Source organism: Bradyrhizobium sp. UFLA05-153 (genome assembly GCF_054185185.1).
The window spans coordinates 83,528-106,504 of the sequence record NZ_JBBIAM010000017.1; the positions used below are offsets into that span (position 1 = coordinate 83,528).

The 22,977-nt window shown below is 65.1% G+C and carries 21 protein-coding genes; 16 read left to right on the forward strand and 5 right to left on the reverse strand.

The features are described from left to right. The first annotated feature begins 56 nt into the window (after window positions 1-56). From Q2941_RS12995 to Q2941_RS13005, 3 genes are all read left to right on the forward strand, one after another. Window positions 57-1,304 carry an MFS transporter gene (locus tag Q2941_RS12995; protein WP_027524587.1) on the forward strand — a complete coding sequence of 416 codons (1,248 nt, stop codon included), beginning with the start codon at window positions 57-59 and terminating at the stop codon, window positions 1,302-1,304. A 224-nt stretch (window positions 1,305-1,528) separates the two neighbouring features. Next, a complete protein-coding gene (locus Q2941_RS13000; protein WP_254095352.1) occupies window positions 1,529-1,960 on the forward strand; it encodes a DoxX family protein in 432 nt (143 codons plus the stop codon). Window positions 1,961-1,971: 11 nt separating this feature from the next. Further along, complete coding sequence (locus Q2941_RS13005; protein ID WP_156944462.1) at window positions 1,972-2,157, forward strand: hypothetical protein; 186 nt, start codon at window positions 1,972-1,974, stop codon at window positions 2,155-2,157. Between the two features lie 57 nt (window positions 2,158-2,214). On the opposite strand, the gene Q2941_RS13010 is transcribed toward Q2941_RS13005, so the two are convergent. Continuing rightward, a complete protein-coding gene (locus tag Q2941_RS13010; RefSeq protein WP_458192727.1) occupies window positions 2,215-6,042 on the reverse strand; it encodes a YhdP family protein in 3,828 nt (1,275 codons plus the stop codon). A 195-nt stretch (window positions 6,043-6,237) separates the two neighbouring features. On the opposite strand from Q2941_RS13010, the gene Q2941_RS13015 reads away from it, so the two are divergent. Together Q2941_RS13015 and Q2941_RS13020 are read left to right on the forward strand one after the other, a co-directional pair. Further along, the gene (locus tag Q2941_RS13015; RefSeq protein WP_084801514.1) at window positions 6,238-6,930 is read left to right on the forward strand and encodes a peroxiredoxin; all 693 of its coding nucleotides are present in this window, start codon (window positions 6,238-6,240) and stop codon (window positions 6,928-6,930) included. Window positions 6,931-7,041: 111 nt separating this feature from the next. Then, window positions 7,042-8,397, forward strand: a complete 1,356-nt coding sequence (locus Q2941_RS13020; RefSeq protein WP_458192728.1) for a M23 family metallopeptidase — start codon at window positions 7,042-7,044, stop codon at window positions 8,395-8,397. Here the strand turns inward: Q2941_RS13020 and Q2941_RS13025 are convergent. Next, a complete protein-coding gene (locus Q2941_RS13025; protein ID WP_458192729.1) occupies window positions 8,394-9,320 on the reverse strand; it encodes a LysR family transcriptional regulator in 927 nt (308 codons plus the stop codon). The two genes, Q2941_RS13020 and Q2941_RS13025, sit on opposite strands and share 4 nt — an antisense overlap. 129 nt (window positions 9,321-9,449) lie before the next feature. On the opposite strand from Q2941_RS13025, the gene Q2941_RS13030 reads away from it, so the two are divergent. Genes Q2941_RS13030 through Q2941_RS13055 form a run of 6 tightly spaced genes read left to right on the forward strand, consistent with a single transcriptional unit; the run spans window position 9,450 to window position 14,363 of the window. Then, window positions 9,450-10,124, forward strand: coding sequence for an RraA family protein (locus tag Q2941_RS13030; protein WP_458192730.1), 675 nt, complete (start codon window positions 9,450-9,452; stop codon window positions 10,122-10,124). After that, the gene (locus Q2941_RS13035) at window positions 10,121-11,338 is read left to right on the forward strand and encodes an aspartate transaminase (RefSeq protein ID WP_458192731.1); all 1,218 of its coding nucleotides are present in this window, start codon (window positions 10,121-10,123) and stop codon (window positions 11,336-11,338) included. The genes Q2941_RS13030 and Q2941_RS13035 overlap by 4 nt, the downstream gene beginning before the upstream one ends. A 22-nt stretch (window positions 11,339-11,360) precedes the next feature. Beyond that, window positions 11,361-12,179, forward strand: a complete 819-nt coding sequence (locus tag Q2941_RS13040; protein ID WP_458192732.1) for an ABC transporter substrate-binding protein — start codon at window positions 11,361-11,363, stop codon at window positions 12,177-12,179. Window positions 12,180-12,213: 34 nt separating this feature from the next. After that, window positions 12,214-12,927 carry an amino acid ABC transporter permease gene (locus Q2941_RS13045; protein WP_458192733.1) on the forward strand — a complete coding sequence of 238 codons (714 nt, stop codon included), beginning with the start codon at window positions 12,214-12,216 and terminating at the stop codon, window positions 12,925-12,927. Beyond that, window positions 12,927-13,631 (forward strand): amino acid ABC transporter permease, encoded by a 705-nt coding sequence (locus Q2941_RS13050; protein WP_458192734.1) that lies wholly within the window; start codon window positions 12,927-12,929, stop codon window positions 13,629-13,631. The genes Q2941_RS13045 and Q2941_RS13050 overlap by 1 nt, the downstream gene beginning before the upstream one ends. A gap of 9 nt (window positions 13,632-13,640) precedes the next feature. After that, window positions 13,641-14,363: an amino acid ABC transporter ATP-binding protein gene (locus Q2941_RS13055; RefSeq protein WP_458192735.1), complete on the forward strand. Its 723-nt coding sequence runs from the start codon at window positions 13,641-13,643 to the stop codon at window positions 14,361-14,363. Between the two features lie 20 nt (window positions 14,364-14,383). Here the strand turns inward: Q2941_RS13055 and Q2941_RS13060 are convergent, their stop codons facing one another. Continuing rightward, window positions 14,384-15,580 carry a DUF5666 domain-containing protein gene (locus tag Q2941_RS13060; RefSeq protein ID WP_027524582.1) on the reverse strand — a complete coding sequence of 399 codons (1,197 nt, stop codon included), beginning with the start codon at window positions 15,578-15,580 and terminating at the stop codon, window positions 14,384-14,386. Then, window positions 15,577-16,458 (reverse strand): DUF6502 family protein, encoded by an 882-nt coding sequence (locus tag Q2941_RS13065; protein WP_458192736.1) that lies wholly within the window; start codon window positions 16,456-16,458, stop codon window positions 15,577-15,579. Before Q2941_RS13065 ends, Q2941_RS13060 begins: the two co-directional genes overlap by 4 nt. A gap of 129 nt (window positions 16,459-16,587) precedes the next feature. Between Q2941_RS13065 and Q2941_RS13070 the strand changes: the two genes are divergently transcribed. The 5 genes from Q2941_RS13070 to Q2941_RS13090 are packed head-to-tail and all read left to right on the forward strand — an operon-like array spanning window position 16,588 to window position 22,064. Beyond that, window positions 16,588-16,743, forward strand: a complete 156-nt coding sequence (locus Q2941_RS13070; RefSeq protein WP_458192737.1) for a hypothetical protein — start codon at window positions 16,588-16,590, stop codon at window positions 16,741-16,743. Between the two features lie 19 nt (window positions 16,744-16,762). After that, complete coding sequence (locus Q2941_RS13075) at window positions 16,763-18,682, forward strand: glycosyltransferase (protein ID WP_458192738.1); 1,920 nt, start codon at window positions 16,763-16,765, stop codon at window positions 18,680-18,682. Window positions 18,683-18,686: 4 nt separating this feature from the next. Further along, on the forward strand, window positions 18,687-19,427 hold the full coding sequence (locus Q2941_RS13080) for an ABC transporter ATP-binding protein (protein WP_027524579.1): 741 nt from the start codon (window positions 18,687-18,689) through the stop codon (window positions 19,425-19,427). Beyond that, on the forward strand, window positions 19,424-20,809 hold the full coding sequence (locus Q2941_RS13085; RefSeq protein WP_458192739.1) for a glycosyltransferase family 4 protein: 1,386 nt from the start codon (window positions 19,424-19,426) through the stop codon (window positions 20,807-20,809). The genes Q2941_RS13080 and Q2941_RS13085 overlap by 4 nt, the downstream gene beginning before the upstream one ends. Window positions 20,810-20,819: 10 nt before the next feature. Continuing rightward, complete coding sequence (locus Q2941_RS13090) at window positions 20,820-22,064, forward strand: O-antigen ligase family protein (protein ID WP_458192740.1); 1,245 nt, start codon at window positions 20,820-20,822, stop codon at window positions 22,062-22,064. Here the strand turns inward: Q2941_RS13090 and Q2941_RS13095 are convergent. After that, a complete protein-coding gene (locus Q2941_RS13095) occupies window positions 22,044-22,970 on the reverse strand; it encodes a DMT family transporter (protein WP_254112284.1) in 927 nt (308 codons plus the stop codon). The genes Q2941_RS13090 and Q2941_RS13095 overlap by 21 nt on opposite strands. Window positions 22,971-22,977: the final 7 nt, after the last annotated feature.

The following is a 22,977-nucleotide window of genomic DNA, read 5'->3' on the forward strand; positions in this document are numbered from 1 at the left end:
CGTATGAGCTTTTCACTGCTTGCCAGGGCGCGCGGAAACGCGCTCCCTGAGGGGCAATGGATCAGAACACGTCCAAGGGAAATGCCGCGGCACAGTCGGGCGCGCATGTGCGCACTGCCCTCGTCGTGCTCGCACTGTGCTTCACGCTGTCTGTGCTCGGACGCGGGCTTGGCGACAGCTTTACGGTGTTCCTGAAGCCGATCTCGGAAAGCTTTGGCTGGGATCGCGCGCAGATCGTCTCGGTCTATTCACTGACCTGGCTCGCAAGCGGCCTCACCGCGCCGTTCGTCGGACGGCTGTTCGACCATTCCGGACCGCGCAGCGTCTATGCGCTCGGGCTGCTCTTGCTCGGCGCCGCCTTCCTGGTCGCGGCGCGCGCAAACTATCTCTGGCAGTTCCAGCTCTCGATCGGTCTCTGCGTCGGCGTCGGCATCGCCTTCATCGGCATCGTGCCGAACTCGATCCTGCTCGGCCGCTGGTTCGGTCCGCGCCTGCCGACCGCGATGTCGGTGGTCTATTCGGCGATGGGCGGCGGTGTGCTCGTGCTGCTGCCGATCTCGCAAATCCTGATCGACCATGTCGGCTGGCGCGGCACCTATGAGATCTTCGGCTTCACGGCCCTCGGCCTCTTGCTTCCCTTGCTGCTGCTACCGTGGCGGATGTTCGCGTCGGGCTCGCCCCATATCGTGAAGAAGACCGATCCCGATTTCGTCGACGAAGGCTGGACGCTCTTGCGCGCCATGCGTCATCACGCGTTCTGGGCGCTGTTCTCGACCTTCTTTTTCACCGCGGTCGGCATGTACTCCATCGCGGCCCAGATCGTCGCCTATCTGATCGATGCCGGCTTCCCGCCTTTGCAGGCCGCAACCGCCTGGGGCTTTTCGGGCGTCGTGCTGGTGTTCGGCATGCTCGGCGTGTCTGCGCTTGACGGCCTGATCGGCCGCAGGCCTTCGGTGCTGTTGAGCTACGCGATCTCGATCCTCGGCATCCTCCTCCTGTGGCTGCTGCAGTATAATCCGAACACCATCCTGCTCACCGGCTTCGTCGTCTGCTTCGGCAGCATGATGGGCTCGCGGGGACCGCTCATCTCCGCCACCGCGATGAAGATCTTCCGCGGCAAGCGCGTCGGCACGATCTACGGCAGCATCTCGATCGGCAGCGGGCTCGGCTCGGCATTCGGCTCCTGGAGCGGCGGCCTGATCCACGATGCGACCCAGAGCTACAATCCGCTGCTCGCCTTCGCACTTGCGAGCGTGGTGCTCGGGATGATTCCCTTCCTGGTTGTGCCCGCCTTGCGGCGCTAGGTGTACCCGAGGTAACCTGCAATCGGTATCGCCACCGGAAAACTACGGACAGCGGATGCGTTTGTTCCGGAAACAAAATGTGCAAAGCCTCAGGCTCAAAGCATCGCTTGCGGTGTTTTGTCTGTCATGACGAAAATGTCAGCACAAATTGATGGTCCCTGTCTTGCAGGGTGGAACCGGATGCGATTCAAGTCGCATGGGAATTGGATGGAAGGGCGCAAATCATGAATTCACTGTCTCGCTTTCAACCGGCTCTGCTGAGCCTGTTTCGCTTCATCACTGGCTTGCTGTTGCTTCAGTACGGCATCGCCAAGATCTTCAAGTTTCCGGCGGTCCCCTACTTCGCCGACATCCCGCCGCTGATCTATGCGGCCGGCGCCCTCGAGCTCGTGCTCGGTGCGGCCCTGATGATCGGGCTGTTCACGCGGATCTCTGCGTTCGTACTGTCGGGCGAAATGGCCTTCGCGTACTTCATGGGCCACATGTTCAAGAGCGGCTCGCCGGTGTTCCTGCCGCTGCTCAACGGCGGCACCGCGGCGATCCTGTTCTGCTTCGCCTGTCTGTACATCTCCGCGGCCGGTGGCGGCCCGATCAGCGTCGACGCGCTGGTCCGCAAGGAGGGCGAGGAGCCGAGCGGCGCCTTCGCGCGGCGCTAAGAATCTCCTGAATGCGAATTGGCACCGGCGAACTCGCCGGTGCCGCTTCACCGCCCGCCGAGCACGTTCCAGATGACGGCCAGTGCCGCGGCCAGAAGCACGGCCATGATGAAGCGGTGAACGAAGCGGTTCATTGCGGGCTTACCCAGGCGGGTTCAGACGCCGGCGGTCTTGCTGCCGAAAAAGCCTTGGGCTGATTTTCATCACGATTTGAACGGACGCAAGCTGGCGCGAGGCGCCTCACCGTCTTCAAGCTATCGCCGCGCCAGATTGCAGCCGCTCGATAGCGGCCGCGATGATCCGCTCTCGCCCGACTGTGTTGGCAGCTCGTCAATCGGCGAGTTCTGTTTACCGGTGTTGAACTCAAAGATCTTGCGGAACAGGCCCGGCGCCATCGCCGAGATCGGATTGACTCGCATCACGGGCGCAGACGGCGTGCCGACGACCTCATAGGTGACGCCGATCAGCCCCTCTTTGTCGCCGCCACCGAGGAAGATGCCGAACAACGGAATCTGGCCAAAAATGTTGTTCACCCCGTATACCGGCACGAAGGTGCCACTCATGCACACCTGATTGCCGGGATAGTCGATCGAGCCCTCGATGGTGGCGCCGATCATCGGTCCCTTGACGACGCCGTCGCGGATCGTGAGCGCGCCGTTCTGCCGGGTGAATTCCGCGCGCAATGCGGAGAAGGACACACCGCTCTGTGTGCCGTTGGGGCCACCCGCCGCAACGCGATCGAGCTGCTCCATGCCCTTGACGGTGAAGTCACGCACGTTGATGAGACCTTCGCGCGCCGTCGGCTCCGATGTCGGCGGCTCCATCGCCACCACCATCTGGCCGCCAAACACCTTGTTGGTGGTGTCGGAGAAGCGCAGGAACGCGCCGGCGTCGTTGGTCTGGAGATAGATCACCTCGCGGCTGCCCTGCGCACGCCCACCACGCAAGTCCGCCGTCACCGGCGTGTCGCGGCCGACCTTGCCGCTTAGCGTGAAAGCTTTCACCGCGCCGCTTCGCCGCGACATCTTGGCATCGACACTGCGCATCGCCTCGCCATTGAAGCCGGCGACCGCGCCGAACTTGACGTCGATGTCGAAGTCGACGTTCTTCAGCTTGCTCTTGTTGTCGTCCTTGCCGGAATTCCCTGATATCGCCGACTTCAGGAAGCCGCGGCCGTCGAATACGTCGCCGCGCATGGTGCCCCTCACCACGCCGTCGGGACCGCGTTCGACCCTCAGCGAGGCCTTGTCGCCGTCGGACGGCGAATAGGTCGGGAAGTTCGCATTCATGAGGTCGCCGTTCTGGTCGACCTCGAGCGAGCCTTTGATCGAGACGCCGCCGCCTTCGACGACGATGTCCTCCAGCCGCGTCGATTGCGCCGTCGGCACCACCTTGAAGCTGGCCTTGCCCGACTTGCCCGGCAGCTTCACCCAGCCCGGCAGGATGTTGTCGAGCTTGAGTGAGGTCAGGTCGGCTTCGATGCCCAGGCGCGTGGTCTGCTCGGGCCCGCTGGCGATCTTGCCGGAGACCTTGACCGGAATCGAACCGCTGATGGCGGGACCCAGATCGAAACCGAGACGGGCGCGGCTCGCATCGTCGAGCGTGGCCTGCAATTTGACGTCGGCATCGCCCTCGGCCGGCTTGCGGTAATCGAGCGAGGCCGCCTGGCCGTTGATCTTGACGTCGCCCTTGACCTGGTAGCCCTGGTTGGTGGCGACGATCTTGAGGCTGTTCGCCTCGAGCTTCTGGTTCATCACCAGCTTGTCGGCAGCAAAGCCGTTGAGGTCGGCGGCGACGGCGTAGCTCGTGTCCGCCTTGGTCAGCTCGCCCTTCACCGGCAAGGCGAGCGTGATGTTGGCCGAGAACGTGCCCTTGCTGGTGTTGGGATCGACGAAGGTGGCGGATAGATCGCTCAAGCGATCATTGGCGAGAATTTCCGCAGCCGCCGGCACCGGACCATCGACGCGGAATTTGCTGCGCGACGGCGAGGGCTTTGGCGCCATGTCAGGCACCTCGAAGGTGAAATCCGAGATCGTGATCTTGCGCCCCGCCGGCGTATCGGCAATGCCCTGCCCGATCGTCACCGTCGCGGTCCGTCCGGTGACGTGCGCTTTCAGGTCGGCGTCGTGCACCGAGGGCATGCCGTCCACCGGATGAACCGCAACCCCGCTCGCCACGATGTTGACCGACAGTCCGTCATCGGGGATCGGCGGGCCCTTCCGGGGGAGATTGCGCGTCGGCGAGTTGACGCCGACTTCGATGCGCTGGAGCGAGCCGCGCTCGATCCGCTCGATCACCCACTCACGCAGCTCCGGAACAACAAGCGTCGGCCACATCCGCTTGAGCGCGGACGCCGACATCGGCGTGCCCGCAAAGCCGAGCATCAGCCGCGGCTCGCCGGAATAGTCGATGGCGCCGGTACCGGCGACGCCGATCTCGCCATTGCTGATGTCGGCCTGCGTCAGCACGACGCGCTTGTGGTCGGTGTCGAAACGGAAGCCGATGGCGATGCGGTTGAAGACCAGCGGCGGCTCGTTGTCGATGCCGCCGAGCAGGATCGATCCGCCGCTGAACCCGAGCTGCCAGTCGTTGGTGGTGCCATTGGGCGGCTCGAGATGCGCGAGCAGCGTGACCCGGTTGGCACCCGAGATGATCTTGAACGGCGCCACCAGCACCCGGCGTCCGGCATCCCATTCGAGATTGAGCTCGGCCGAGTCGATCGCCATTGGATAGTCGGGCGTGTCGGTGTCGATGATGTTGCCCGCGCCGACGAGAATCTTGCCGCGGAAGAAGGTCGGCAGGCCGTCGCGGCCGAGTTCGCCCTTGAGCTCGCCGGTCAGCGGCAGGTCGGCATTGTAGGTCAGGTCCTTCAGCCGCAACGCCAGCAGGATGTTCGAGGTCGAGACCTTGTCGGCCTTGATATCGACCGAGCGCACGCCGTTCTCGGCCGGGCCGATCGTTGCGCGGAGCGACCATGGCCGCGCGCCCTCTTCGCCGAAGCTGAGCGCAACGCCGCCACCGTGCGGACGGCGCAGGCTGAGGCTGATGTTCTCGAAGCTCCACTTGCTGCCACGCTGCTGGTCGTCGACGATCAGATTGCCGTTCTTCAGGCCGATCTCGTTGAGATTCTGGCCGTCGAGCCCGGTCATGCTCAGGCTGTCGAGCCAGTCGAGCCCGGCAAGCAGTCCGCTCTGCGTGCTGCCGCTGGCCGAAGACGCTGCGGCCGCGTCCGCACCGGACGGGGTGGCGGGAGCAGTCGTTGCGGGAGGCGGCGCGGATCCCGGACGCGGGAAGGTCGGCGGCAGGCCCGCCTCCTTTTTCGACGCGACGCCGGTGGCGAGCGGCTTGGCGGTGTCACCGGCCGACACTGTGACGGTACCGTCAGGCGCGATCCGGATCGCGAGCTCGGCATCGACGAGATTGAGACTTTCGGCGCGCAGCCGGCCCATCAGGAGCGCCACGCCCGACAGCCGCACTTCGGCCTTCGGCGCACTTGCGACGATGGCGCGATCGCGGTCGCGGACGATGATGTCGCGAATGCGCACGGCGATGCGGATCCGCCCTGCGCGCTCGATCTGGGTGCCGCCGACCTCGACGGTGTTGCCGTGGCCGATATTGTCCTCGATCGCCGCCGCGAGCCATGGCGTCGCCATGTCGAGATTGATGGGACCCGCGCCGAGCCGCCACCACAGCGTGGCGAAGCAACAGACGAAGATGATGACGAGGGTACAGGTGACGAGGGCGAGCCGCTTGACCCAGCGATCGGCCGCGAGCCAGCGGCCGAACGCGCCAAAGCCGTCGCCTACGCGATGAAAGCGGGAGTTGGAACGGGACAACAGCCGGCGCGCCCGGTGGCCTGCGGCCGCCTCCTGGTCCGGATCCCAATCGACCTCGTCCCATTCGACGGGCTCTTGCACTCCGGCGCGCCGATCGAGGTCCCGATAGAGGTCCCCGTTGTGGTCCTGGGGCGACGTATTCCTTGCCATTGCCTCTCGATACAGGCGCCCATCCCTAGATTGAGCGCCGCCGGGGCCGCAGCCGTCCGCGGGGACCAAACGTCCCTGCACCGGCATTGCCGCCATTCCCTTGATATTCCTGCTGTTCGTCATATCGCCCCGAGCGCGCGTTCAACGAGCAGTGGGGTGGTGCTTGGAATTCCTTGTAACCATACTCCGGCGCCGTCAGAGTTGCCCAGCCGAGGGCACGAATCCGGCACGCCGGACGAGAGCTGCAATACCGCTTTGGTTGACCCGCCGAAAGCGTCGAAAGGAAGGCGTATGTCCAAGAAAACGCGAAAGAAATCGTCCAAGACGGCCTCCGGCAGCCCAACCCCTAGGAAAAAGCGGACGCAAACGCGGACTATGGCGACAACAAAGCCCGCTAGGACGCAGCGGGCCGCAACACGCAAATCAACAAAGACCTCAACCGTGGCAGCATCGCACAAGGCCACGTCGAAACGGTTAAAATCTTCCGAATCGACCGCCGCCCCCGCCAAGGGGACCAAGGGTGCCCTGTCCGAAGGCCAGAAGGCACCCGCCTTCAGCCTGCCGCGCGACGGCGGCGGCGTGGCGAGGCTGGCTGACTATTCCGGCAAGAAGCTGGTCCTGTTCTTCTATCCCCGCGCCGACACGCCGGGCTGCACCCGCGAGGCAATCGACTTCACCCGGCTGAAGGATGCCTTCGCCGCGACCGGCACGAGCGTGCTCGGCATCTCGGCCGATCCCCAGAAGGCCCAGGAGAAGTTCCGCGACAAGCACAAGCTGGCTGTTCCCCTGATCTCGGATGAGCAGCACGAGATGCTCGAGGCCTACGGCGCCTGGGGCGAAAAATCGATGTATGGCAGGACCTTCCTCGGGATTCTTCGCACCACGGTGCTGGTCGGCGCCGACGGCAAGGTGGCGCGAATCTGGCGGAACGTCCGGGTCGACGGCCACGCCGAGGACGTGCTGGCGGCGGCAACATCTCTTTAACCAGTTGCGCGAATTCGAGCGTTCCCGTTTCCGGAAAATTAACCATGAGCGGCCCAGATTGCTGCGGCAATTGAGCCGTACGGAACCTCTCCGACCGGCGCGGGAGTGCCGATGTCGAAAAGTTCTGCCCAATACTCGCACTACTCCCAGCATCACCCTCACGACCACGGGCGGCCCTTCAACCGCCGTCCTGTCAGCTCCGCCACCGCTATACCCCTGCCCGCCGCCGACGACGCCTACACCATCGTGCATCACGGCAAGCAGGTCCGCCTCGGGCCCGTGGTGTTCTGGATCGTGGTCGGGACCGTCGTGCTGCTCGGGCTGTGGTCGGCGGCGACCGCCACCTATTTCGCCTTCCGCGACGACGTGCTGACGCGGCTGATCGCCCGCCAGGCCGAGATGCAATATGCCTATGAGGATCGCATCGCCGAGCTCAGGGCCAAGGTCGATCGCACCACGAGCCGGCAGCTGCTTGACCAGGAGCAGTTCGACCAGAAGCTCGACCAGATCATGAAGCGCCAGACCGCGCTCGAGTCGCGCGCAACGGCGCTCGGCGCCATGCCCGACGTGACCGGATCGATCCCGCGCGCGACACCGCAGCGCGGCGACGCCACCCCTCCTCAGGGCACACCGAAACCCTCGCCGATCAGCGACACCGTGATTTTCGTGGCGCCGCCGGATCGCGAGGCGCGGCTTGAATCCCGCACACCAGTGATCGCCAGCCCGCAGCCGAACCAGTTCGCCAAGGTTCAGGGTTTTGACAACGTCCTGGTGCGTTTGCAGACTTCGCTTGACCAGGTCGAGAGACGCCAGATCGCCGCGCTCAGCGCCGTCGAGGACAGCATGGAATCGCGCGCGCGTCGGATGCGCGGCGTGGTCAGTGATCTTGGCCTGAACCTCGCCGATCTCGAAGCCGCCGTGCCGCGGACCGCGATGGGCGGGCCTTTTGTACCCGTCAAACTCACCGCGAATGCCGGTCCGTTCGAGAAGCAGCTTAATCGTATCAACGTCACGCGCGCCGAGGTGGATCGGCTCAACCGCACGCTGGCGCTGGTGCCCTATCGCAAGCCGGTCATCGGCGAGGTCGAGTTCACCTCAGGCTTCGGCGTGCGCAGCGATCCGTTCCTCGGCCGGCCGGCGATGCACACCGGCCTCGACTTCCGCGCCGCGACCGGCGATCCCGTCCGCGTCACCGCCAACGGCAAGGTGGTGTCGGCCGGATGGTCAGGTGGCTACGGCCGCATGGTCGAGGTCGACCACGGCAACGGGCTCTCGACCCGCTACGGCCACCTCTCGGAGATCAACGTCAAGGTCGGCGAGATCGTGAAGATCGGCCAGGTTGTCGGACTGGTCGGATCGACCGGCCGCTCCACTGGCCCGCATCTGCACTACGAAACCCGCATCGACGGCGAAGCGGTCGACCCGCAGAAATTCCTGCGCGCCGGCGTGCGCCTCAGCGCGGGCTAAGACTGTCGGACGCGCCGCGCCGACAAGCCGCGAAGCGAGAAATCGCAGCATTCACGCGCAATCCGCGCGATCTGTCCGGCCAGCGGATCGACGGCATCCGCACGCGTCACGGCAAAATACCGGATCTGCGGGATCGGCGGCGACGTCCTGATCGTACGCAGCAGACCGATCTCGATCTCATGCCGGAAATACTGCTCGGTCAGAAAAGTGATGCCGAGCCCGGCCACGGCCAACGCCGAGAGGACGCTCAAACTGTTGCATTTGACGACGCGATTGAGCTTGATTCCGCTCGCGCCCAGCCAATCCAGAACCAGTTTCTGCAAGCCTGATCCTTCCCCCTGGGTGAGGATCGGGTAGCGGGCGATCTCATCCAGCGCGGCCTCGTTGGCCTTGGGGCCGACGCCGGGCGCCGACATCCACTGCAGCGTGACGCTGTCGAGCGGCAGCGCGTTGAAATCGGCACTGGCCGGTGGATCAAGACCAATCACAAGATCCAGGCGACGATCGGCGAGCTTGTCGAGCAGCACGACGCTGGATTCGACTTCGGGCTCCGGAATGACCGCCGGATAGGCTTCCTTCATGGCCACGATCAGTTTCGGCAGCCAGGTCAGCGCGACGAGTTCGGTGACGCCGAACCGGAACGCACCGCTGAAGGCCAGCGGTCCGGCTGCGACCTGGCGCATTCGCGCCTCGAGCTCCAGGAGCTGAGCGGCGAGCCCGATCAGGTTTTCACCGCTGCGCGTCAGGCTGATCGTTCGGCTATTGCGATCGAACAGCGTGCTCCCGACTGCTGATTCCAATTCGGCGATGCGTTTGGAGATGGTCGATTGCGCCAGGTTCAGCCGCTCCGCGGCGTCGACGACACCGCCCAGTTCGGCAATCCAGTAGAAGGCTTCGACCTGCTTCAGCGTCAGGCTCACCATGGCTGCGATGTCCATTAATCGAGAAAAGCGATTGCATCCCTAGAAAAATATTCACTTTTCTTCAAGTCGCCCGCGGGGCAGGCTTCAGGCGACATCTGCGCTTCGGCGCACAGCCCATCGGTTTTGCCCATGCTCCTGCCCGGTCATCGACTGCTCCCCTCGCCGCCCGCCGTCCCGCCTGCAATCATCGCCGATTTTGCCGCCGCGCAAGTCGCGATCGTCTCCGACAACATGAACCGGCTGCACGGCACACGCGCGCTCCGGCCGCTCCATGGCAGTGCCCGCCTGATCGGCACCGCGATCACCGTCAAGACTCGCGCCGGCGACAATTTCATGCTGCACAAGGCCTATGAGCAGCTCCGGCCGGGCGACGTGCTCGTGGTCGATGGTGGCGGCGACCTCGGCCAGGCCCTGGTCGGCGAGATCATGATGACGCGCGCCAAGGCAATGGGCGTCGCCGGCTTCGTCATCGACGGCGCCGTCCGCGACGTCGGTGCCTTCGCCGAGGCCGGCTTTCCCTGCTTCGCACGCGGTGTCACGCATCGCGGTCCCTACAAGTCAGGTCCCGGAGAGATCAACGTGCCCGTCTCGATCGATGGCATGGTGGTGATGCCGGGTGACGTCATTCTCGGCGACGAGGATGGTGTCGTGGCCTTCGACCGATCCGTTGCCGCCGAGCTGCTCGAACGGGTCAGGAAGCAGGAGGCGCGCGAAGCCGGCGTACTGGCAGCCATCCGCGAGGGCCGCCTCGACGATTCCTACATGGGCACCGGAAACACGCCTGCCCAAGGGGCAGCGTCATGAGCCGGGCTGGTGCCATCGCCCTCGCTCCGAGGGTTCAGCGAATCAAGCCGTCGCCGAGCATGGTCGCGCGGGATCGGGTCCGCCAGCTCCAGGCCGAGGGACGTGACGTCATCGATCTCACGGCCGGCGAGCCCGATCTGGACACGCCGAAGCATATCCGCGCAGCGGCTGCTGCCGCGCTCGAAGCGGGAGCAACGCGCTACACGCCGGTCAACGGAACGCCGGCGCTACGCAAGGCGATCATCGAAAAGCTCGCGCGCGAGAATGGCGTTAGCTACGCCATGAACGAGATCTCCGTCGGCGGCGGCGCCAAGCAGGTCATCTACAACGCGCTCGCCGCCACGCTCGGTGCCGGCGATCAGGTCATCATCCCCGCGCCCTATTGGGTCTCGTACCCCGACATGGTCGAAGCCTGCGACGGCACGCCGGTGATCGTGAGCTGCGGCGAGAATGCGGGATTCAAGCTGTCGGCCGAAGCTCTGGAGCAAGCGATCACGCCCAAAACGCGCTGGCTCATCCTGAACTCCCCCTGCAATCCCACCGGCGCATTCTATTCCACCGCCGAGATGGCTACGCTGACCGAGGTGCTGCTGCGCCACCCCAATGTCGCTGGCATGACCGACGACATTTACGAGCACATCCGCTTCGATGGCGGGGCAACCCCGTGCATCGTTGCCGTCGAGCCCCGGCTGAAGGAGCGGACTTTGCTGGTCAACAGCGTCTCCAAGACCTACGCCATGACCGGCTTCCGGCTCGGCTACGGCGCGGGGCCCGCAGAGCTGATCGCAGCCATGAACACGATCCAGTCACAGTCGACGTCCTGCACGTCGGCGATCAGCCAGGCGGCGGCGACCGCAGCACTCGAAGGCGATCAGGGCTTCGTCACGGAGGCTCGCGAGATGTATCGCCGCCGCCGCGACCGTGCGGTCGCCATGCTGAACGATATTCCCGGTCTCTCTTGCCTTTCGCCCGATGGCGCCTTCTATGTCTTTCCGTCTTGCGCGGGCCTGATCGGAAAGACCACGCCCGAGGGCAAGGTTCTCAAGACCGATCTGGACGTCGTCATGCACTTCCTCGATGCCGCCGGCGTCGCGGTGATCGATGGAACGGCCTACGGCATGCCGTCCTATCTGCGCATGTCGATCGCGACATCATTGCCGAAGATCGAGGAAGCCTGCACACGGCTCGCGCGAACCTGTGCGGCCTTGCGCTAACCGAAGGATGAAGGGAAGAGCCATGAGATTACTCCAGGTCGCCGCCGCCGGACTCTTTTTCCTCACCGGGGTTGTCGGCGTGGCAAAGGCCGACGAGCTTGCCGATGTGAAGGCCCGCGGCAAACTGGTCTGCGGCACGCTCGGCACGGCCGAACCGTTCAGCTTCCAGGACCCGAAAACACGGGAGATCGTCGGATACGACGTCGACATGTGCCGCAAGGTCGCGGAATCCCTCGGTGTCGCGCTCGAGCTCAAGCCGATGGCCGTCGAGGCCCGCATCCCCGAGCTGCTCCAGGGGCGGGTCGACATCCTCGCCGCCAATCTCGGCTGGACGAAGGAGCGCGCGCAACAGATCGACTACAGCTATTCGTACTTTGTCAGCGAGCAGAAGGTGCTCGTGTCCGCCGATTCCGGCATCGCAACCCTGGAGCAGCTATCCGGCAAGAGGGTCAGCGCGCTCAAGGGATCGTCTTCGGAACAGGGCGTCAGACGTGTCATACCAACGGCAGAAACTGTGACTTTTCAGGATTCGTCCTCGGCTTTCCTTGCTGTCGTTCAGGGAAAGGTCGACGGTTTTTGCGCTTCGGAGCTGATCCTGGTGAAGCTCCGCAAACAGGCGCAGGCATCCTCGCCGATGTCGATCGTGGAGAAGTCGGTCTTCGTCGAACCGTGGGGACTCGGCGTGCGCAAGGGTGAGGCCGCCTTCAAGGAGCACGTCAACAAGGTGCTGACCGAGCTGGATGCGTCCGGAGAGGCTGGCAAGATTTTTGCCAAGTGGTTCGGCCCCGATACCGTCTATGGAATGAAGCTCGATTTCAAGATCGAGGAAATCAAGGGCTGATCACCTCGCCTCCGCGCGAAGCTGAACATCCGGAGTGCATGACTTAACGATGGGCTATGTCTTCGACCCGGCCGCAGTCCTGACCGGCCAATATCTGGACTGGTTCATCTGGGGACTGGCGACGACGATCGCGCTGACCCTGGCGGCCTGGCTGCTCGGAATGACGATCGGGATCATCCTGACCCTGGTCCGCATGCTTCCGTTCCGGCCCTTCGAATGGCTGGTCGCGGGTTACGTCGAATATCATCGCAACGTTCCGCTGCTGGTTCAGATCCTGGTCTGGTATTTCGGCGTCCCGCAGCTGTTGCCTCGCGCCATCCGCATGTGGGTCAACAGCCACCACAGCGAGTTCCTCCTCGCCATGGTGGCGCTGGGCCTCGCCAGCGCGGCCTATATCACCGAGGATCTGCGCAGCGGAGTTCGTTCGATCCCGAAGACGCAATATGAGGCCGCGCGCTCGATCGGATTCAACTACCTCCAGGCGATGAGCTACGTGATCCTGCCGCAGGCGCTGCGCATCGTGATTCCGCCGCTGATCAACCAGACCCTGCTTCTGTTCAAGAACACCAGCCTCGCCATGGCGATCGGCGTCGGTGAGCTGACCTATCGCACGCGCGAGGTCGACAGCTACACGTTCAAGACGTTCGAAGCGTTTGCGGTCGCGACCATCATCTATCTTGCGATTTCTTTCGGGATCATGGCGCTCGGCGCCTTCGCCGACCGGCGACTGAAACTCGAGTTGCGCTGATGCTGCAGATCCTCGAGGACAACTGGCTTCTGTTCCTGATCGGGCAATACCCGCACGGTCCGGTCGGTGGGCTTGCGATGACGCTGTTCCTTGCGGTCGCTGGTCTATCCCTCAGCTTTCCCGTCGCGATCGCACTTGCTCTTGCGCGTCTCAGCTCGCATCCCTGGCTTCGCGGGCCGGCGACCGCCGTGGTTTATGTCGTGCGCGGCCTGCCGCTGATCATGTTCATCTTCTGGACCTATTTCGCGCTGCCGCTGTTGATCGGACATACGGTGGGAGGCGTCGAAACGCTGCTCTTCGCACTCGTCGTCTACGAGGCGAGTTATCTTTCGGAAATCATCCGGGCCGGGATTGAAGGCCTGCCGAAAGGCCAGACCGAAGCGGCAAAGGCCCTTGGCCTCGGTTACATTCCGACCACCTTCAAGGTCATCCTGCCGCAAGTCCTGCACAACATGATGCCCAGCCTGGTCAGCCAGTTCGTCTCCACGATCAAGGAGACCTCGCTCGGCTATGTCATCAGCGCCAACGAGGTGACCTTTGCGGCGAGCCAGGTGAACAACCAGCTCATGACGCAACCGTTCGAGGTCTACGGCTTGCTGGCGCTGACCTATTTCACGCTTTGCTTCACCCGGACATCGGCGGCGCGCTGGCTGGAACGACGGCTGGCGGCCGAGCGCGGTGGGCTGGGCGTTCAGCCGGCGTGAGGGCAAGCCATGATCCGCTTCCAGGCCGTCGAAAAATGGTTTGGCCAACACCAGGTGCTGGCCGGCGTGACGGGCGAAGTGAAACGCGGCGAGGTCGTCACGCTGCTCGGCTCATCGGGCTCAGGGAAGTCCACGCTCATTCGTGCGGTGACGCGCCTGGAAGACATTCAAGGCGGCCAAGTGCTGTTCGAGGGTGTGGATGTCGCGGAGCGTGGCGTCGACATCAACCGTTTGCGCCAGCGCGTCGGATTCGTGTTCCAGGCGTTCAACCTGTTTCCGCATCTCACAGTTCTCGGCAACATTACGCTGGGGCTCGAGCGTCTACGAAAAATGCGCAAGGCTGCGGCCAGGGAGCGCGCCATGATCGAACTCGACCGCGTCGGGCTGGCAGACAAGGCCGACGCCTTGCCCGCGCGCCTGTCCGGCGGGCAGCGGCAGCGCGTGGCGATTGCACGCGCGCTGGCGATGGATCCGGACGTCATGCTGTTCGACGAGCCGACCAGCGCGCTCGATCCGGAAATGGTCGGCGAGGTGCTGCGGGTGATGAAGTCCCTGGCCCAAAACGGCATGACGATGGTGGTCGTCACGCACGAGATCGGTTTTGCCCGCGAGGTCGCGGACACCGTCTGGTTTCTGGACAAGGGCCAGATCGTCGAAAGCGGTCCACCGGCCGAGGTCCTCGATGATCCCGGTCACGAGCGGTTGCGCTCGTTTCTCTCGAGGGCGCGTTAGGGCGCCCTCAGTTTCGCTCCTTAACGCCTGCCGCCGCCCATCCCGCCGCCGGGACCACCGAAGCCGCCACCGCCGGGCCCCATGGGACCGCCGGGTGAGCCAAGGCCGCCGGGACCGGACGGACCGCCCGGGCCGGATGGCCCGGAGCCGGGAGCTGAACCGGGGCTCGAACCAGGCGCGGGCCCACCACCAGGTGGTGCGCCGGGCTGGCCGCTCGGCGAACCAGGCGTGCCGCTTCCCGGATGCAGGATCGAGCCACCCGGCGAATGGCCGCCAAAGCCAGGCGGGCTGCCCGGCCCCTGCAGCGACGATCCCGGGAACTGCGTGACGGCCTGCACCGATTCGACCTGCAAGCCACGCGCGGGATCGAATATGCCGTTCAGCACCACCCGCGCCTCGCCTGCGCTCGGCGCAAAGCGCGAGCCGTCATGGGCGATGAGGCCGGAGCCAAGCTGGAGGTTGGCGCCCTCGCGCTGCACATAGGCTTCGACCGACAATCTCGTCGCGCCGGCAAGATCCTGGAAATTGTCGACCCTCGCGTGCGCGACCTGGAGCATGCCCTGGCTCGCGCTGCCCTCGACTTGAACGCGCTGGCCGACCAGCGCGACATCGGCACCCTTCAGCCGCAGGCCGCCGATATGCAGCCCGTCCGGACCGCGCTCGAGCAGACCGGAAACCCGCGCGGTGGCTTTGCGACGCTGCTCGACGAGGCTTGCGACGATCGTGCCGTCGGTGCGGCGCAGCCCGAACACGGCGACATGCGTGCCGACGCGGCGCCAGCTCTCCTGGCCGCTCGCCACCACCTTCTGGCCGAGCACGGTGATCTCGTTGCCCTTCACCGCTTCGATCGGGCCTGCAACCTCGCTGGCGATGTTGATGCTGCGCGTCGCCAGCGTGCCGTCGGCCTGCCGGACGGCGACCACGCGCGCGAGCTGTCCGATGCGCAGGCTCTTGGTCGTAGCCTGCTCGCCGTCGATCCGCACCGGCACGTCGGCCGCGTAAGCGACGCGCTCGCCGTTGACGTAGATGCTGCCGAAGCGCTGGATCACGCCGACGATGCCGGTGCCGCCGATGCCCTGATCATCGCCGCGCGTAATTCCGGTGCCGCCGATGCCCTGGTCCGTGCCGCGCCTGGTTTGCGCCCAGGCGGCAGCCGTTCCGGCGAGCCAGAATCCCGTCAGCAGCAGGCGGCGGGAAATGCGCGGCGGCGTGGTCATGAGCGACCGCCCTCGCCGCTGCCGTCGCTCTCCTCCTCGACGTCCTCGCAATAAATGTAGATGCCGAAATTCCAGCGGGCATCGCCGCCCTTGTCCTTGGCGAGCGCGCGGTTCGCCTCGCGGTTGGCGGTCTTGAGCGCCTCCATCGCAAGCTCGCGCGAGCGCGCCTCGAGCCGTTTGGCAAGTTTTGGCGACAGGCCGTTGTAATGCACTGCGCGTTCGAGAAAGCGCGGCGCAGGCCCAGAGACGTTTTCGGCCGCCGCCGCGATATGGTCGTGCAGGTTACGGCCGAGATAGTGCCATTTGCTGTCGTCCTCGCCGCGCGGAACGAAGGCAGCCTCGACCAGCTCGATCGCGTCATCGCCGTTGATGGTGACGAGCCCGCGATCGAGCCATTCGTCGAGCACCGCGCGGGGACGGACGTCCTTGGTGACGGAGGCGACAAGTTGCTCGAACGAGGGAGCCGCGCCTTCGACCGTGCGCGGCAGCGACAGCGGCTCGCCCTTCGCATCGGTGAATTCGGGCGCGGCAAGCCAGCGCGCGATCACCGCGCTGGTCAGCGACACCGCCGCCGGCGCCTCGTGCACGGGCGCACCGGCGCCGCGCAGCCGCGCCACTTCCTTGCGATGGATGCCCGTGAGCAGGCTGACGCGGCTGTCGGTCTGCTCCTTGCCCTCGAGCGCGAAATCGTGCTCAGCGACGTTGACGAACAGCTCGCGGAGCAATTGTGCCAGCGCCGGAAACGTCATGCCGCTGCGGATGCACAGGCGCACCAACGGGCGCAACAGCCGCGCGAGGGGCGCGTGCAGCTTTGCCGCGGCGTTCGGCTGTGGCGCAGCCGGCTTATCCGCCGCTTTGGACCCGGGCTTGGCATTCATGTCTGAATTGTAACGGCGCCTCGCGTGGGACACAATCCCACATTTTTCGTTTGCGTCGTTGACGTGGTAAATTTTCCCACATATAGGAGACGCAACTGAGGGCACGACTCGAAAGGGAAAGTTGACCCAATGCCTGACCGCCTGGTCTGCAATTCCAGCATGATTTCCGCACATCTCGGCCGACGCCGCCCTGACGCCGTCGAAATGCTGCCTGCGCTGCTGCGCGGCGCGATCTTCATCTCGACGCTCGCGGTGCCCTTCGTCGCCGCCCTCCTGGCCGGCTGAGCGGAGCGCGACGAACAGCATGACCCCTGTCAGCGAACCCACCCGCCCGTCGGTTCTTCATATCTTCAAGGTCTACTACCCCGACCTGTTCGGCGGCACGCTCACTGTGATCCGCGACATCTGCGCGAGCCTGAAGGACGCCTTCGCCTCCGCCGTGCTGGTCTGCTCGAAATCCGCCGAAGAACGCCGCGATATCGTCGTCGACGACGTGGCCGTGGAGCGCGTGCAGTCATTCGGCGACGTGCTCTCGCTGCCGGCTGCGCCGACTTATCCGTGGCGCCTGTGGCGCAAGATCGCGCAGCACGACCTGCTGGCGCTGCACGCCCCCTTCCCGCTTGCCGACCTCGTCTTCGCGTTCGGCCTTGCTCGCAAGCGGCCGCTGGTCGTGCATTGGCACGCCGACATCGTCACCCATGCCGGCCTGCGCTGGTTCATCGAACCCTTGATGCGCCGGACGCTGCGTCAGGCCGCCGCCATCATCGTCTCCGACCGCGTGCTGGTCGACACAACGCCGCTGCTGCGGGAATTCGCCGACAAGTGCCACGTCGTGCCATTCGGCATCGACACCACGAAGTATGACTGGCCGAGGATCGAGCCCGAGCACGTCAACGATCGCGGACGGCTCGTGCTCGCCTGCGGCCGGCTGGTTCCCTACAAGGGATTTGAGGTGCTGATCCGCGCCGCCCAGGGGTGGAATTTCGAGGTCTGGATCATCGGCGAAGGCACCGAGCGCGCGCGGCTCGAGCAACTGATCGCCGAGCTCGGTGTGGGCGACCGCGTCCGCCTGCTCGGCTCCGTACCCGATTGCGAGCGCGTCAAGCTGATGTGCATCGCCGACGTGTTCGCGATGCCGTCGGTGACCAACGCCGAGACGTTCGGGCTCGTCCAGCTCGAGGCGATGGCGGCAGGCCGGCCTGTCGTCAACACCGCGCTGGATACGGCCGTACCTCATGTTGCGCGTGACGGCATCGAGGCGATCACCGTACCGCCCGGCGATGCCGCAGCGCTCGGCAACGCCATCGATTCCCTGATCCGCGATCCCGAACGCCGCCGCCGCATGGGCCTTGCCGCGCGAACGCGTGCGGCCACGCGCTATTCCGCCACGGCCTTCAAGAACGGTATGGAGACGGTATACGCCCAGGCATTGGCTCAGGCCTCGGCCGCGAGCACAAGCTCGTCCGCCGCGCCGGGCTGGCTCGAAATGATCCGGATCGCAGGCGCGCTGGCCTGGTCCGACATGCGCCATCGCTATGTGCGTTCGCTGCTCGGCCCGTTCTGGATGTCGCTCCAGATGGCGATCGTGGTCGCCGTGCTGGGCTCGGTGATCGGCCAGATGTCCAACGCCGGCGTGCTCGCGCGGCTGCCCATGCTCGCGCTGTCGATGACGGCCTGGACCTTCCTCAACAGCGTCGTGCTCGATGCCACCACGGCGCTCCAGGGCTCGGCTAGCCTGATCCGCGACCGCGCGCTGCCGCCGGTGATCTTCCTTCTGCAATGCACCTTCCGCCAGGCCCTGTTCGCGCTCCACAACGCCTGTGTGCCGCTGATCCTCTGGCTGGTGCTGACCCCGCGCGATCTCTCCCACGCGCTCGCCGCCCTGCCGGGGCTGCTGCTCTTCATCGCCTGCACCTTCGCGCTGAGCCTGGTGCTCGGCGCCATGGCGACGCGGTATCGCGACCTCAAGCCGATCATCGAATCCTCGCTGATGCTGGGCTTCCTCTCCTCACCCGTGATCTGGTCGTCGGAGATGATCAATCATCGCTCGACCATCATGCGGATCAATCCGCTGACGCACCTGTTCGCGGTGTGGCGCGAGCCTCTGGCGGGCGGTCACGTCGACACGATCAGCATCTTCTATGTGCTGGCGTGCGTTGCCGTGCTCATGCTCGCAAGCTGGCTGACGCTCGTGCACCTGCGCAAAGCGGCCTTTTGGATCTAGCGTCATGGCCTCGATCAACCTGCGTAACGTCAGTCTCGATTATCCCCTCTACGGCGCCTACGATTACTCGCTCAAGCGCCGCCTCCTCGGCCATCTCATCCGCGAGCAAGGCGGGATGCGGATCATTCGCGCCGTCGACAACATCACGATCGAAGCAGAGGCCGGCGCACGGATCGGTCTTGCCGGACCGAACGGCTCGGGCAAGTCGACACTGCTCCGGCTCATTGCCGGGGTCTATCCGCCGAGCAGCGGCAACGTCGCGATCAAGGGCAACATCGTGCCCCTGCTCGGCCTCAATGCCGGCGTCAACCTGGACTTCGTGGCCGAGGACAATATCGCGCTGTTGCTGCGGATCTCCGGCCGCAAGCCGACCCGCGCCATCATCGACGAGATCTGGGCCTTCACCGAGCTCGAGGAGCGGATGCAGCGGCTGCCGCTCAGGATGTTCTCCTCGGGCATGCTGATGCGCGTGCTGTTTGCGACGGCAACCGCATTCCCGGCCGACATCCTGCTGCTCGACGAGTGGCTCAGTGTCGTCGACGAGAATTTCTCGGCCAAGGCGCAGGCCCGTCTGCTCAAACTGGTTTCGCAGGCCGCGATCGTCATCATCGCGTCCCATGACCAGCCGCTGCTGCGCCGAACCTGCTCCACCATCATCAACCTCGACCACGGGCGCGTCGCCTCGACGGTCGCCGTCGAGCCGCCCGCGGCCCATCCATTCGAGCTCCGCGAGATACGCGCATGAAGAAGAGCATTCTGGTCGTTTCCGAGGCGCTCGGCGAGCCCAACCACAAGCGCGGCATTTTCCACTTCAGCCGCGAATTGATCCGATCGCTCGAAGCCGACGGCCACGCGCTGACCCTGCTCGTCGAGACCACGCGCCGCTATCGCAAGTTGCGCGCACGCGAGCGGCGTACCGGGCTGTTTCCGCGGCAATCGCGCAACATCGAGCTCCTGGCGCTGTACCGCTACCTCGACGAGGTCAACATGAGCGAGCCGATGATGCGCAGCCATGGCGGCCTGCGTCGCCTGCTCGGCTGGATCCGGCACCGGATCGACATGGCGACGTCGTGGGAATACGCGCTCTGCTTCCTGCGTGCGATCGGCCTGCGCGGGATGAGCACGCGATTGATCGAGAACAAGAGCGCCGCGCTCGAATACATTCCGCCGGATCTGCGTCATCTCGAGCTGTTCCGCGACTTCCAGCTCGAGGCCGGCTTCTACAGCTACCAGGACTCCTCGGCCCTCTTCCTGCTGCCGCCGCCACGGATCGATGCCCGAGATTACGACGTCATCCTGGTGGATACGCCGACCCGCGTGGCGATCAAGCGCAAGCCCGGCGCCAAGGTGATCTGCGTGGTCCACGACCTCTTGCCGCTCACCGATCTCAAGCTCAGCGACGTCGCAACGCGCCTGTTCCTGTCGCGCCTGCTGACGAGCTTGCGCCAGGCCGACGAGCTCGCCTTCGTCTCCAACTACAGCATGATGCGGTTCAGAGAGTTGCTGCCGCAATTTGCCCATCTGCCTGCGAGGGTCGTTTACCCCCGCACGCAGTTCGACGCTCCGGACGTCCTGCAACTGCCAGCCCCGACGGGGCGTCCGGGGCGGCCGAGCTTCGTCGTCATCGTCTCCAACGAGCCGCGCAAGAACGTCGCCACCGTGATCCGTGCCTTCCGCGGCATGCCGCAAGCCGACCTCGTCGTGATCGGCTATGCCGGCCTTGCCTCGCAGATGCGCAACCTGCCGCCCAATATCCGCTTTGCCGGCTATGTCGACGAGCATGAGAAAGCGACGCTGATCTCCGAGGCGCACGGCCTGATCATGCCGAGCTTCGCCGAAGGGTTCGGCGTGCCGATCATCGAGGCGCTCGCGGCGAACACGCCCGTTCTCTGCTCCGACATCGCGGTGTTTCGCGAGGTCGCGGGCGAGCTCGCCGACTATTTCGATCCTTTCTCGGCCGAGTCGATCCGCGCCTCCGTCACGCGAGTCATCGCGCGGCAGGAAGAATGCCGCCGCAACATCAGGGACCACCGCGGCGAGCTTGCCAAACGCTTCGGCTACCAGACCCAGGCCGCCGACTTCCTCGGACAGTATCGGCCGGCCGAAAGCATGATGGCCGCGCAATAGGCGCTTCGTCATGACCGTTGAAGCCGCCGACACGCGCGGCGTGCTTGCGCCCTCGCGCAGCACGGCAACGCTGCAGCACGGTGCCGACCTGCTCGCCGCGATGATCGCGGCGTCGCTGCCATGGTCGACCTCGCTGCCCTCGATTTTCGTGGCGCTATGGCTGCTCGTCCTGGCGCCGACCATCGACTGGCGGGACTATGCAGGCTGCCTGAAGCAGCCGGCCTTCGCCTTGCCCTTCGCATTTCTGGGTCTTGCGCTCGCAGGCCTGCTCTGGTCCGACGCCGCCTGGGCCGACCGGCTGCACGCCATCAAGCCGGTGGCAAAGCTCATCATCATTCCGCCGCTGCTGTATCACGTCCGGCGCTCGGAGCGCGGCACGTGGGTCTTCGCTGCCTTTCTCGCCTCGTGCGTCTTGCTCGCGATCTTTTCCTGGATCGTGCTGTTCCACGCCGAGTGGAAGCTCACAGTGACCGCGTCCGCCGGCGTGCCGGTCAAGAATTACATCGACCAGAGCCAGGAATTCACCCTGTGCGCCTTTGCGCTGGCGCTTCCGACACTGACGTTCTGGCGCGAGCGACGGCTGACCGCGGCGTTGGGCTGCCTCGCGTTGATCCTGCTGTTCGTCACCAACATGCTGTTCGTCGCCTCGGCCCGCACCGCGCTACTCTGTATGCCCGTACTGCTCGCCTTGTTCGCCTGGCGGCATCTGAGCCGGCCCGCCGCCATGCTGCTGCTGGCCGGCGCTGTCGCGGCAAGTTTTCTCGCCTGGACGACATCGCCGTATCTGCGTCAGCGGATCACGGACATTGCCGTCGAATACAAGCATGGACACGAGGACATCAGCCACGCCTCCACCGCGCAGCGGCTGGCCTATTGGCGCAAGGCGATCGTCTCCTTTGCAGAGGCGCCTCTGCTCGGCCACGGTACCGGCGCGATCAAGCGGGAGTTCGAGCGCGCCGCGGCGGGACAGGCCGGCCTCGAGGCCGAAGTGGTCAACAATCCCCACAACCAGACCCTCAACGTCGCCATGCAATGGGGATTGCTCGGCGTCGTCCTGCTCTATGCGATGTGGCTTGTCCATCTCTCGCTGTTCACGGGAGACGGCCTCGCGGCCTGGATCGGACTCGTCGTCGTCGTGCAGAACATGACGAGCTCGCTGCTGAACTCGCATCTGTTCGATTTTCATGCCGGCTGGATCTACGTGCTCGGCGTTGGCGTCGCCGGCGGCATGGCGCTAAAGACCGAACGTCGCTGAAGCGCTGCGCCATACCGCCAGCACGCGTCCGTCGATCACGAGCAATGCGCTGCCGATGACCATCGCCCCCGCGATCTCGCGCAGCGAGACCGCCTCGCCCAAAACGAGCCAGCCAAGAAGAATGGCAGTCACTGGAATGAGCAGCGTCACCAGCATGACATTGGTTGCGCCCGAACGTCGAAGGATCTGGAAGAAAACGATATAGGCGAACGCCGTCGACAGCCCAGCGAGGCCAAGCACGGCAAGCCAGGTCGTTACATCAGGCATTGGAAGTCGCCATGGCTGTTCGATGGCGCCGGCGACAATTGCCATCATGACTGTCGAAGCCAGCAGTTGAAAGGTTGCCGTCCCGAGCGGCGGCGAATCCTTCAGCAATCGGCGTGCCGCCAGTGCCGCGAGGCCATAGCTGAAGGCGCCGCCGAGGCAGAGGAAAATGCCGAGGCCCTGCCCCGTCCTCGCCTCGACGCCCCATCCCCTCAGGATGACCACGCCGACGAGCCCCAAGGCAACGCCGGCCACGCGCCGCATCTGCAACGTCTCTTCGCCCGCCATCGCCATCACGATCACCGTGAACAGCGGCGTGGTGGCGTTCAGGATCGATGCGAGGCCGCTCGGAATGAAGGTCTGGCCGATCACAATCAGGGAGAACGGGACGACGTTGTTGAGCAGTCCGATCGCGAAGAACGTCCGCCAGCCTGCAACGCCCTTGGGAAAGGCGATCTTCTGGGTGCGCAGTAACGGCAGCAAAATGGCTGCGCCGAGTGCGACACGCAGGAACACCAGCGTCAAAGGCGGCAATTCTCGCAGCGCAGCACCATTGAAGAAGAACGAGCCGCCCCAGAGGACTGAGAGCACAGAGAGCAGCGACCAGTCTCGTGCGTCGATCCGGTTGTCGTTGGCGGGCATGGCGTCT